Origin of the sequence: Bordetella sp. BOR01 (assembly GCF_019218885.1) — a bacterium.
Lineage (GTDB): Bacteria > Pseudomonadota > Gammaproteobacteria > Burkholderiales > Burkholderiaceae_B > Bordetella_A.
Window position 1 is genome coordinate 166,925 of the sequence record NZ_JAHUWT010000005.1, and the last position, 11,534, is coordinate 178,458.

The 11,534-nt window shown below is 65.1% G+C and carries 10 protein-coding genes; 5 read left to right on the forward strand and 5 right to left on the reverse strand.

What is annotated here, in order from left to right; translation table 11 throughout:
• The first annotated feature begins 115 nt into the window (after nt 1-115).
• The 3 genes from KW845_RS26170 to bamC all read left to right on the forward strand — a co-directional run bounded on the left by KW845_RS26170 (nt 116) and on the right by bamC (nt 2,886).
• The gene (locus tag KW845_RS26170; protein ID WP_218372327.1) at nt 116-763 is read left to right on the forward strand and encodes a site-2 protease family protein; all 648 of its coding nucleotides are present in this window, start codon (nt 116-118) and stop codon (nt 761-763) included.
• Nucleotides 764-850: 87 nt separating this feature from the next.
• Entirely contained in the window at nt 851-1,750 is a 900-nt protein-coding gene (gene dapA, locus KW845_RS26175; protein ID WP_218372328.1) for a 4-hydroxy-tetrahydrodipicolinate synthase, read from the forward strand.
• An 8-nt stretch (nt 1,751-1,758) separates the two neighbouring features.
• The gene (bamC, locus tag KW845_RS26180; protein ID WP_218372329.1) at nt 1,759-2,886 is read left to right on the forward strand and encodes an outer membrane protein assembly factor BamC; all 1,128 of its coding nucleotides are present in this window, start codon (nt 1,759-1,761) and stop codon (nt 2,884-2,886) included.
• Nucleotides 2,887-2,976: 90 nt separating this feature from the next.
• Here the strand turns inward: bamC and KW845_RS26185 are convergent, their stop codons facing one another.
• The 4 genes from KW845_RS26185 to KW845_RS26200 form a co-directional block, all read right to left on the reverse strand.
• Entirely contained in the window at nt 2,977-3,237 is a 261-nt protein-coding gene (locus tag KW845_RS26185) for an endopeptidase (protein ID WP_218372330.1), read from the reverse strand.
• Between the two features lie 292 nt (nt 3,238-3,529).
• Nucleotides 3,530-4,726: a cupin domain-containing protein gene (locus tag KW845_RS26190; RefSeq protein WP_218372331.1), complete on the reverse strand. Its 1,197-nt coding sequence runs from the start codon at nt 4,724-4,726 to the stop codon at nt 3,530-3,532.
• Nucleotides 4,723-7,323: a DNA mismatch repair protein MutS gene (gene mutS / locus KW845_RS26195; protein WP_218372554.1), complete on the reverse strand. Its 2,601-nt coding sequence runs from the start codon at nt 7,321-7,323 to the stop codon at nt 4,723-4,725. The genes KW845_RS26190 and mutS overlap by 4 nt, the downstream gene beginning before the upstream one ends.
• Nucleotides 7,324-7,518: 195 nt before the next feature.
• Nucleotides 7,519-8,445 carry a LysR family transcriptional regulator gene (locus tag KW845_RS26200; protein ID WP_218372332.1) on the reverse strand — a complete coding sequence of 309 codons (927 nt, stop codon included), beginning with the start codon at nt 8,443-8,445 and terminating at the stop codon, nt 7,519-7,521.
• Nucleotides 8,446-8,661: 216 nt separating this feature from the next.
• Between KW845_RS26200 and KW845_RS26205 the strand changes: the two genes are divergently transcribed.
• Together KW845_RS26205 and KW845_RS26210 are read left to right on the forward strand one after the other, a co-directional pair.
• The gene (locus tag KW845_RS26205; RefSeq protein WP_218372333.1) at nt 8,662-9,630 is read left to right on the forward strand and encodes a tripartite tricarboxylate transporter substrate binding protein; all 969 of its coding nucleotides are present in this window, start codon (nt 8,662-8,664) and stop codon (nt 9,628-9,630) included.
• A 4-nt stretch (nt 9,631-9,634) separates the two neighbouring features.
• Nucleotides 9,635-10,294: a flavin reductase family protein gene (locus KW845_RS26210; RefSeq protein WP_218372334.1), complete on the forward strand. Its 660-nt coding sequence runs from the start codon at nt 9,635-9,637 to the stop codon at nt 10,292-10,294.
• Between the two features lie 12 nt (nt 10,295-10,306).
• Here KW845_RS26210 and KW845_RS26215 read toward each other — a convergent pair whose 3' ends face one another.
• Nucleotides 10,307-11,527, reverse strand: a complete 1,221-nt coding sequence (locus tag KW845_RS26215; RefSeq protein WP_218372335.1) for a pyridoxal phosphate-dependent aminotransferase — start codon at nt 11,525-11,527, stop codon at nt 10,307-10,309.
• Between the last annotated feature and the right edge of the window lie 7 nt (nt 11,528-11,534).

Here is an 11,534-nt window from a genome sequence, read left to right on the forward strand (position 1 = left end):
GCCGGTGTTTGTTTTTTGCCGTAGGGCCGCCCCAAGGCAAAGCACCCCGACTGGGGCAGCAGGCCGAAGCGCGGCGCGGGGTGTTTTTTTCGCACAGGTACAATCCGGCAAGCCTATGACCGACCTTATCCAGACCATCGCGATCTACGCGATCCCCGTCATCTTCGCCATCACGCTGCACGAGGCGGCGCACGGCTATGTGGCGCGCATGCTGGGGGACCCGACGGCCGAGCAGGCCGGGCGCATCACTCTGAACCCCATGAAGCATATCGACCCGATCGGCACCTTGCTGGTGCCGGTGGGCATTCTGCTGATGTCCAAGCTGATGGGCGGGCCAGGCATGCTGTTCGGCTGGGCCAAGCCGGTGCCGGTCGATTTCGGACGGCTGCGCCGTCCCAAGAAAGACATGCTCTGGGTGGCGCTGGCCGGGCCGGCGGCCAACCTGTTCATGGCCATTCTGTGGGTCATTTCGATGCGCCTGTACCTGGCGGGCGGCATCCAGGAAGGCTATTGGTACCAGATGGCCATGGCGGGCATCAATGTCAACCTGGTCCTGATGGCCCTGAACCTGTTGCCGATACCACCCCTGGACGGCGGGCGCATCGTTTTCAGCCTGCTGCCCAACCGGCTGGCCTGGCAGTATTCGCGCATCGAGCCCTATGGCCTGATGATCGTATTGCTGCTGTTGGTTACCGATGTGCTCTGGATGCTGATGCAGCCCATTCTGCAATTGGGGACGGCCATCGTCACCTGGTTCTTGTAAGGCCCAATATCCGTTAAACTCGGCGATTCGACTGACTCAGTTCATCGCCCGGGGCCTGTCGTCCTGGGCCCCGGAGCCCTCTTTTTCATGGCATCCTCCGCCGAAACACTCAATTTCCAGGGCAGCATGGTGGCGCTGGTCACCCCCATGCAACCCGATGGCAGCCTGGACTACGCTGCCTACCGGTCGCTGATCGACTGGCATATTTCCGAAGGCACCGACGCGCTGGTTGTCGTGGGCACCACGGGCGAATCGCCCACGGTGTCCATGGACGAGCACGCCGAACTCATCCGCGTGGCAGTCGAACACGCGGCCGGCCGCATTCCGGTGATCGCCGGGGTGGGCGCCAACTCTACCGACGAAGCCATCCACCTGTCGCGCCATGCCAAGGCCGTGGGTGCCCAGGCCGGCCTGTCGGTGGTTCCGTATTACAACAAGCCTTCCCAGGAAGGCCTGTACCGGCATTTTCGCGCCATCGTCGAAGCGGTCGACCTGCCCACCGTGCTGTACAACGTGCCGGGCCGTACCGTGGCCGACATGTCCAATGAAACCGTGCTGCGCCTGGCGCAAGTGCCAGGCATCATCGGCATCAAGGACGCCACCGGCGATATCGGCCGCGGCGCGCTGCTGATGCGCGAGGCGCCCGCCGGCTTCCAGGTCTTCAGCGGCGACGACCCCACCGCCACGGCGCTCATCCTGTTGGGCGCGCGCGGCAATATTTCTGTTACGGCCAACGTGGCGCCGCGGCTCATGCACGATCTCTGTGCCGCCGCGTTGGCGGGCGACGTAGTCCGGGCGCGTGAACTTAACGCGCGCCTGGCACGTCTAAACAAGGCCTTGTTCATTGAGGCCAATCCCATTCCTGTGAAGTGGGCGCTGGCTCAGATGGGCCGTACTGCACAGGGTTACCGGCTGCCGCTGGTGGAACTGGGCTCGCAGCACCACGACACGGTGCGCTGCGCGCTCCAGGAAACGGGCCTGCTCTAAAAGTGAGGATGCGTATGAACCAACGTCATGCCGCCACGTCGGCATTGATGGCCCTGGCATTGCTGGCTGGCTGCAGCGATGTGAATGAATTGCTGGGCAACGAAGAATCTGTCGATTACAAAAGTACGCAGCGCGGCGAACCGCTCAGCATCCCGCCGGACCTGACCCAGGCTTCCAGCGATCCGCGCTACCGTGCACCTGCCTCGGGCAGCACCACGTATTCGCAATACCAGCAGCAAGGCCAGCAACAAGTGGCTACCGCCACGCAAACCAGCAATGTGCTGCCCCAGCGCGACGACATGCGTGTCGAACGCGACGGCGACCTGCGCTGGCTGGTGGTTGATCGTCCGCCTGAAGAAGTCTTCCCCAAGGTGGTCGATTTCTGGACCGAAACCGGCTTTACCGTCGCCACCAACAACCCGAAGGCGGGCCTGGTGGAAACCAACTGGGCGGAAAATCGCGCCAAGATCCCTGAAAGCTGGCTGCGCCAGGCCTTGGGTGCCGTGCTGGATACCGCCTGGGATAGCGGCGAACGCGAGAAATTCCGTACCCGCGTCGAGCGCGTCAATGGCCGCACCGAGATCTACATCTCGCACCAGCAAATGCTCGAGAAGCGGGTGGGTCCCGACGAAGCCCAGGTTCAATGGGAAAACGGCAGCGAAGACCCGGGCCTGAATGCCGCCATGCTGGCGCGCCTGATGGTGTACCTGGGTACCGATGTCGACAGCGCCCGCAAGCTGGTGGCCCAGGCCGAGGCAGCGCCCCAGGCGCCGCTGGTGCAGGACGTGCGCGCCGACGGCGCGATGCTGGTGGTCGACGAGTCCTTCGACCGTGCCTGGCGCCGCGTGGGCGTGGCACTGGATTCCGGTGGTTTCGCGGTGGATGACCGCGACCGTTCGGCGGGCGAATACTTCGTGCGCTATGTCGATACCGACACCGGTGCCCAGCAAGACCAGCCCGGCTTCTTCAGCCGCCTGTTCTCGGGCGACAAGAAGGCCCAGGCCGCGCAATACCGTATCCATCTGGTCCAGAACGGCTCCCAGACCCAGGTTACGGTGCTCGACTCTGGCGGCCAACGCGACAATAGCTCCACGGCACAACGGCTGCTCAGCGTCCTGAAAGACAAAATGACCTGATCCGCCGGGCGTGCGCCCATGAAAAAGGCCGCGACATTGCTGTCGCGGCCTTTTTTTGTCCTGCCGGCCAGAATAACTGGCCGGAAACTATCAGGACGCCGGAGCGGCTGCACCACCCGAACCGCCGGTACCTTCGGAACCGCCGCCAGGAGCGGGCGTGGTCGAGCTACCCGGCGCCGGCGTGGTGGGTTCCGGCGTGGTGGGTTCCGGCGTAGTCGGAGCCGGGCTGGAGGGCGCCGGCATGGTGGTGGACGGCTCGGAGCCGGCGGGGCTCGCGGTGTCTTCCTTCTTGTCGCAAGCGGTCAGCGCGACGGCAACTACCGAAGCAAGAATCAAGGTTTTGCTGATCATGTTGAGACTCCTGTTAGATGACGATCATGCGGCCCATTAAGGGGAAACCAGTGTCCCGTTAGGGGAAACCAGTAGTCAGGCTACAGGAATCAGCATGGCGCTGGCGTGTGGAAATTAAAGCGGTCGCATCCAGGACGTAACAATCTTTACTTATAAGTGTGGGAGATTTCTTAATGTTTCAGCGCGAGCGTATACCTTAGCGTTCTGTGTGACATGGACACGAATTAGTGTCCGGATCGTGCAAAATCCCAGGCATGCCGCCCTGGGGGCAAGACCAGGTGTGGTTTATGTGTCACAGGCTGGCGCGGTAGTGTAGCCAGCCCGCATCCAGCCAATCGGCCAGGCATTCCCGCGCGAGGTCGCCCAGGCGCCGGCTGCGTGGATCGGCGCAGTCCAGGTGGCGCGCATCAGCCAGTGCCCGCAGGGCGGCGTCGGCGGCAACCGGCGCTGTTTCGCCATTGATGAATAATTGGCGGCCCCGGTAGAGCATGCGGGTGCGGCGGTCGAGTTGCAACGCACCGCTTTCCGGCCAATCGGTTAGCAGATCGACATCCGCGCCGGGCGAGGGGTCGAACACGGCCAGGTTGCTGGGTTCGGTCAGCCAGCAACCCAGGAAGCGCGACGCCAGGGCGTCGTCGAAGCGCACCTTGGCCAGGGTATCGAGCGTGGCTTGCACCAGGCCGTCCGGCAGGGCTGCGGGCGTGTCCACGGCAGGCTGGCCGGGATCGCGATACAAGGCATCCAGGCGCGGGCCGGGCAGCGGCGGTTCGCCGTACGGGCCGCCCAGCAGGCCAATGCGTGCCATGGCCTGGTCGGCGGCGGCTTCCAGCAGCCCGCGCGCCAACACGGCCTGGGTGGGCGCGCGAAAACCGATAGAGATGGTCATGCAGCCGTCGCCCACGGCGATGCCGTCGTGGGCAGCCTGCGGCGGCAAATACAGCATGTCGCCCGGTTCGAGCACGACATCGTGCTCGGGAGTGAAGTTGCCCAGTATTTTCAGGGGCAGGCCGGGTTGCAGCGACAGGTCTTTCTGGCGTCCGTAGCGCCAGCGGCGTCGGCCGGCCGCTTGCAGCAGGAATACGTCGTAGCTGTCGAAATGCGGCCCCACGCCGCCGCCGTCGGCCGCCACGCTGATCATGATGTCGTCGAGCCGTGCGTCGGGAATGAAGCGGAACTGCTGCAACAAGGCCGACACCGCATCACTGTGCAAGTCCACGCTTTGCACCAGCAGCGTCCAGTCGGGCTCGCCCGTCTGGGGCAGGCGCGCGAACGGGCCTTGTTCCATTTGCCAGGCGCCATCCTCGCGCCAGATCAGGCGCGATTCGACATCATCGCGGCGGGCCAGTTTTTTCAGGGTCGCGATGTTCAGCGGCGGCTTGAAGCCGGCAATGGCCTGCCGGATCAACAGGGGCTTGCGCTGCCAGTGGCGGCGCATGAAGTCCGCCGGGCTGAGCCCGCCGAGCAGCGGCAGGGGCTGTTGGGGTTTCATGGCAGGCAGGCCTTCAGGCGATACAGTGCGTCCAGCGCTTCGCGCGGGGTCAGGCTGTCGGGGTCGATATGGGCAAGCTCGTCGCGCAGCGCGTCCAGGGCGGCGGATGCGTCGGACTGGTCATGGGCGGCGCCGGCCTGGGCATCGGCATCGATGGCCGCGGTGAACAGGCCCAACTGCGGGGTGGGCGCCCCTTGGGCTTCCAGCCGTTCCAGTTCGCGAGAGGCGTGCCGGATCACGGCCGCCGGCACGCCGGCGCGTTGCGCCACCTGGATACCGTAGCTGCGGCTGGCCGGGCCGTCGCGTACCTCGTGCAGGAACACAATGCCGCCGGCCGATTCGGCCGCAGCCAGGTGGACATTGGCCGCCGTGGGTTGCTCGGCCGGTAGTCGGGTCAGTTCGAAGTAGTGAGTAGCAAACAGCGTCAGCGCGCGGTTGTGCGTGACCAGGCGCAACGCGATGGCCCACGCCAGCGCCAGGCCATCGTAGGTGGATGTGCCGCGCCCGATCTCGTCCATCAGTACCAGGCTGTGCGGCGTACTGGCAGCCAGGATGGCGGCTGCCTCGGTCATTTCCATCATGAAGGTCGAGCGCCCGCCGGCCAGGTCGTCGGCCGCGCCGATGCGGGTGAAGATGCGGTCCAGCTTGCCGATGACGGCGCGCTGGGCGGGCACGAAGCTGCCGGTGCGCGCCAGCAGCGCAATCAGCGCTACTTGCCGCATGTAGGTGGATTTACCGCCCATGTTGGGGCCGGTGATCAGCAGCATGCGGCGGGTGGGATCCAGGCGGCAGCCGTTGGGCGTGAAGCGCTCGATGGTGCGTTCCACCACCGGATGGCGTCCGGCCTCGATATCGATCTCGGCCTGCTCGGTGAGTTCTGGCGCCACCCAGCTGTGGCGCCGGGCATGTTCGGCCAGGCCGGCCAGGGTGTCCAGTTCGGCCAGGGCACCCGCGCAATCGGACAGCGGCCGCACGTATTCGGCCAGCGCGTCGAGCACCTGTTCATACAGCCATTTCTCGCGGGCCAGCGATCGGTCTTGCGCCGACAGCACCTTGTCTTCCCAGGACTTGAGCTCGGGGGTGATGTAGCGCTCGGCGTTCTTCAGCGTCTGGCGCCGGCGGTAGTCTTCAGGCACCTTGTCGGTCTGGCCCTTGGTGACTTCGATATAGAAGCCATGTACGCGATTGAACTCGACCCGCAGGTTGCCAATGCCGGTACGCGCGCGTTCGCGGGCTTCCAGTTGCACCAGGAAGTCGCCGCCGTCGGCGGCCAGCGCGCGCAATTCGTCGAGATCGGCGTCGAAGCCGGCGGCGATGACGCCGCCGTCGCGTATGGCCACCGCCGGCTCTTGCGCGATGGCGCGGCCCAGCAGTTCGGCAACGGCGGGATCGGGCGCCAGGTGCGCGGCCAGTTCGGCCAGGCGGGGCGAGGTTTCCAGCGGCGCCACCAGTGCGCGCAGGGCGGGCAGGGCGATCAGCGCGTCGCGCAGGCTGGCCAGTTCGCGCGGGCGCACCGAGCGCAGCGCCAGCCGCGATGCGATGCGTTCGACGTCGGGAAAGGCATCCAGCGCGTCGCGCAAGGTTTCCAGCAGGCCTGCCGCGCCAAAGGTCTGCGCGATGTCCATGCGGCCGGCCAGCAAGGCCGAAATGGCTTGCTGGCGCGCCAGCGCGGGGGCGTTGTCGCGCAGCGGGTGATGCAGCCAGCGCCGCAGCAGGCGGCTGCCCATGGGGGTGCGGCAGCCGTCGAGCAGCGAGAACAGCGTGGGCGACTCTTCGCCGCTCAAGGTCTGGGTCAATTCAAGATTGCGGCGCGTGACCGGGTCCATCAGCACATACTGGCCAGGCCGATCGACGGCGATGCCCTGCACGTGGGCGAGCGCCTGCGATTGCGTGCGCGCCGCATAGCGCAGCAGCGCGCCGGCCGCGCAGATGGCGGCCGGCATGTCGTCGACGTCGAAGCCGGACAGGGTATCGGTCTTGAAGTGCGCCAGCAGGTGCGCACGGGCGCCGTCGCTTTCGAAATGCCAGTCGGGCACGCGCGTGCGTGCTCCCTCGAACGCCAGCCCCAGCTCGGTGCTTTCGGCGACCACCAGTTCGGCGGGGGCGATGCGGTGCAATTCGGATTCGAGTTGGGCGGGCGCGCACTCGGTAACGCGGAATTCGCCGCTGGCCAGGTTCAGCCAGGCCATGCCGGCGCGCAGGTTACGGGCCTTGCCGCCCATGAATACGGCGGCCAGGGCGCGATCGGCCTTGGCCGGCAGCAGGGCTTCGTCGGTCAGTGTGCCGGGAGTGACGATGCGTACGATGCGCCGCTCTACCGGCCCCTTGGCGGCGGCCGGGTCGCCGATCTGTTCGCAGATGGCCACCGATTCGCCCTGGCCGACCAGGCGCGCCAGGTACTGTTCCATGGCGTGCACCGGCACGCCCGCCATGGGAATGGGGGCGCCGTTGGAACTGCCGCGCTTGGTCAGCGTCAGGCCCAGCAGGCGCGCGGCGCGCTCGGCGTCTTCATAGAACATTTCATAGAAATCGCCCATGCGGTAGAACAGCAGCAGCGGCCCGGCCTCGGCTTTCAGGCGCAGGTACTGCTGCATCATGGGGGTGTGGGCGTTGGTTTCGGGTTTGGTCATGAAGGTACTGATGGATGGGTCTTGCCGAATGATGCCGTGATGCCGATGCCGGCGAAACGGCGATGCACGGGCCGTGTCGGAGGCCCGGGGTAACCCTGGATTGTATCGGTACGAGCCGCTGCACAGGTGCGTTCGCCGCCGTCCCGCCTGACCACGATGTTGTTACCGGGCATGGCCGTCAGCGTCTGGCGCGCAAAGCAGTTTTCGTACTACGGAACGGAACCACTGGTGCCCGGGGTCGATATGGCAGCGCTCATGCCATACGGATTTTGCCGTGATGACCCCGGGGTCGAAGGGCAAGGGCAGGCACTTGATGTAGGCAGGGCTGCCCAGCAGGCGCGATGTCCATGCCGGCACGCTCATCAAATAATCGCTTTGGCGCAATATTGCGGGGCCGGCCAGAAAATGCGGCAACCGGATCACTATGTTCCGTTCCCGGCCCATGGCCGCCAGCGCCTGCTCGACCACGCCCGGGCCCCTGCCCGGTGGATCGACCACTACGTGAGTAGCCTCGAGATACTGCTTCAGCGACAAGGACGCGTGGATGGTGGAGTGATCGGCCCGCAGCATGCAGACATAAGGCTGGTCGAAAAGACGGTCTTCGTGGAAATCGGCTTTGTCGGCCGGAAATGTTCCTATCGCGATATCCGCCACGCCGTGCGCCAGGGCTTCGTAGTGGTCGCCCGATGCAAGATGCAGAACGTTCAGCGTGACATGCGGCGCGTGGCGGCTCAGATAGTCAAGCAGCTGGGGGATATAGCTGAGCTCACCGATTTCCGACAGTATCAGCACAAAATTGCGCGCATCGATGGAGGGGTCGAAGGCCCTGGCGGATTGGAATGTGTTCATCGCCAGGGCGATTGCCTCGCCCAGGGGCGCGATCATGGCCGACGCGGTGGCCGTCGGCAGCATGCCTTTGCTGGTGCTGATGAACAGCCTGTCGTTGCACAGGCCCCGAAGACGGCCAAGTGCATGGCTGACGGACGATTGGGTCAGGCCTAGTTGATTTCCTGCCTCGGTGACGCTGCGGCAGCGAGCCACCGTGAGAAAAATACGGATCAGATTCAAATCGAAATTTTCGGGTCTCATGAATGCCATCCATACCTGCTATGGGGAAAATACATTGGACTCGAGCAGAGTACGAAATCTAGAATTTGTCTGCTTTCAGCAGGGGGGCGGGAGTGAATGGACAGAGCCATCCTGGGCCGTGTGCCATGGGACCTGCCGAATGCGGTGACGGCCATAGTGCCTCTGCGGCATGCGCCGCGCACGCGAAAAACAGCAGCCGAGCATCGAAGGAGCCTCATGCAAAGACGAACCTTTTGCCTTTCCGCCGCCGTTGCGCTGGCCGCCCCCTGGAGCCATGCCAGCGAGGCCTATCCCAATCGGCCGGTGAAGGTGGTCATGCCTTACACCGCCGGCGGAGGGGGCGACGTCGTGCTCAGGCCCGTTACTGCCAAACTGTCTACCGCGTTCAACCAGCCCGTCCTGATCGAACACAAGCCGGGCGCCGCCACCATGATCGGTACCGAGTACGTGGCCAGGTCCAAGCCCGACGGCTATACCCTCTGCCTGGTGACCGACTCGCACATCAGCAACCCGCTGTACCACAAGAATATTCCGTACGATGCCTTCGCGGACTTCGCGCCGGTGAGCCAGCTGGTGAGCGTGCCGCTGGTCCTGGTGACGCATCCCTCCGTTCCGGCGCAGAGCACGGAAGAACTGGTGGCCTACGCCAGGAAGAACCCGGGCAAGCTGGCCTACGCGTCGCTGGGCCTGGGCGGGCCGCATTACATGGCCATGGAGTGGTTCAAGAACGTGGCTGGCATCGACATGCTGGACGTGCCTTACCAAGGTACCAACCAATTGATCACGGCGGTGATCGGGGGGCAGGTCCAGGTGGCGTTCGCCGGCGCCTCTACGGCATTGCAACATGCCAGGCAAGGCCGGATGAATGCCCTGGCGGTGTCCACCAGCCACCGGTTGCCGATGGCCGACCATGTGCCGACGATTGCCGAGGCGGGCTATCCCGAGTACGAATTCATGGCGTGGCATGGGATACTGGCACCCGCCGGCACGCCATCACGGATTGTCGACCTGTTGTCCGCGGAGATCGGGCTCACCATGCGTTCCTCCGAGATAAGCGAGCGCCTGGTTTCCATCGGGCTGATTCCTTCCCCATCGACACCTGCCGGGTTCGCGGCCAAGCTGCGGCGCGACGAAGCGCTCTACCAGCGCCTGGCCGGGATCACCAATGCAACCCAGTCCGAGTGAATACATGAGTTCACCCCACCAAGCGTCCGCTGCATCCACACATTTCTACGAGCCATCCAAGGGGCACCGGCTGCCGCACTCGCCGTTCAAGGCCATCATCGCGCCCCGGCCCATAGGATGGATTTCCACCATCGACCTGGAAGGCCGGGTGAACCTCGCCCCCTACAGCTTCTTCAACGCGATGAACGAGTCGCCGCCGATCCTGGGTTTCTGCACGATGAGTCGCAAGGACACGATGCGCAACATCGAAGCCACCGGTGAATTCGTTGCCAACCTGGCCACCTATGACCTCGCGGAGCAAATGAATCTTTCCGCCGCGGCCGTACGCCCGGACGTGGACGAAATGCAACTCGCCGGCCTGGCCGCGGCGCCATCCGTGATGGTCCGTCCGCCGCGCGTGGCGGACGCGCCCGCAGCGCTGGAATGCCGGATGCTGAACATCACGCAGTTGAAAGACCTGGATGGCAAGCAGCTGGACGTGTTCCAGATCTCGGGCCAGGTCGTGGGCGTGCACATCAATGCCGAGTACCTGGTCGACGGCATCTTCGACACCGCGAAGGCGCGTAATCTTGCGCGGTGCGGCTACAGGGGCTTTTATGCGTCCGCCGACAAGCTCTTCGAGATGACCAGGCCCAGCGATGCGTTCGCGGCGGCCCAGGGTTGACGGCCAGGCCAGCTAGCGGTAGCGGTCGACGAGCTGGACCAGGCGTTCGACGGCCCGGATTGCCGCTGCGTGGTTTTGGGAAAAATTCAGGCGAATGCTATCGGTGCCATGTGGGCTGAATTCGGTGCCAGGGGTAACGGTTACGCCGGCCTGCTGGCGCAGGATGCGCACGAAGTCATGCAGCGATACCGCCAGCGCGGGTAGCCGCGGGAACAGGTAGCTGCCTGCCTCGGGGGCGCGTACCGACAGGCCTTCGACCTTGCGCAGCACCTTGAGCAGGTCGTCGCGGATGGCCTGGTGCCGGGCGATGCGTTCCTGCAGCCAGCCTTGGGGTTCGTCGAACCAGGTATGCAGCACGGCCTGGCAGTAGCCGGGGGCGCGCAGCGAGACGATGGCCTGGAGCTTTTCCATGCGATCGACCAGGCGCGCGGCGCCAAATGCGATGCCCAGCCGGTAACCGCTGAGCGATTCGGTTTTCGACGGCCCCATGATGGTGACGACGTTGCCGGCCGCGATTCCGCTGGCGCGCAGGTGCGTGTAGTGGGCGCCGGAATAAAGCAGCCGCGAATACAACTGGTCGACAATGACGACGGCACCGTGCCGGTCGGCCAGCGCCGCGACCTGCGCGATTTCGTCGGGCGAATAGATGACGCCCGTGGGGTTGTTGGGGTTGGAGAACAGAAAGGTCTTGGCCCCCGATTTGAAGGCCTGTTCGAGTTGGGCCAGGTCCAGACCGGCACGCGTGGTGTGGCCCAGGTAATCCAGCTCGACCGGCACGATCTGGCCGCCCAGGAATTCGACAAGCTTGCGGTTGGCAAAGTAGTCGGGCCGCACGATCGCGACCTTGTCGCCGGCGGCCACGGTGGCTGCGATGGCCAGGAACAGCGCACCCTGCGTGCCCGGGGTGATGATCACCTCGTTCGCGCCCGAGACCGGCTGGCCTGTGAACCGCGCCAGCCGCGTCGCCACTTGTTCGCGCAGGGCGGCGCCGCCACGGTACTCGGTATAGGCCTGTTCGCCGCCGCGCTCGACGCCTTGCACGAACTGTTCCAGCGAACCGGGCGTGGGGGCGAATGCGTCGGTGTTCACGTCGCCATGCGAGAAGTCCACGGGCGTGCCGGGCAAAGGCTGGCCGCGCAGCATCCGGGCCAGGTCGCCGCCGCTTTGGCGGACTTCCTGGCCGGGGGCGTTATCGGTGGATAGCCTGGCGAATTTATCGTCGATCGTGCTCATGCATGTC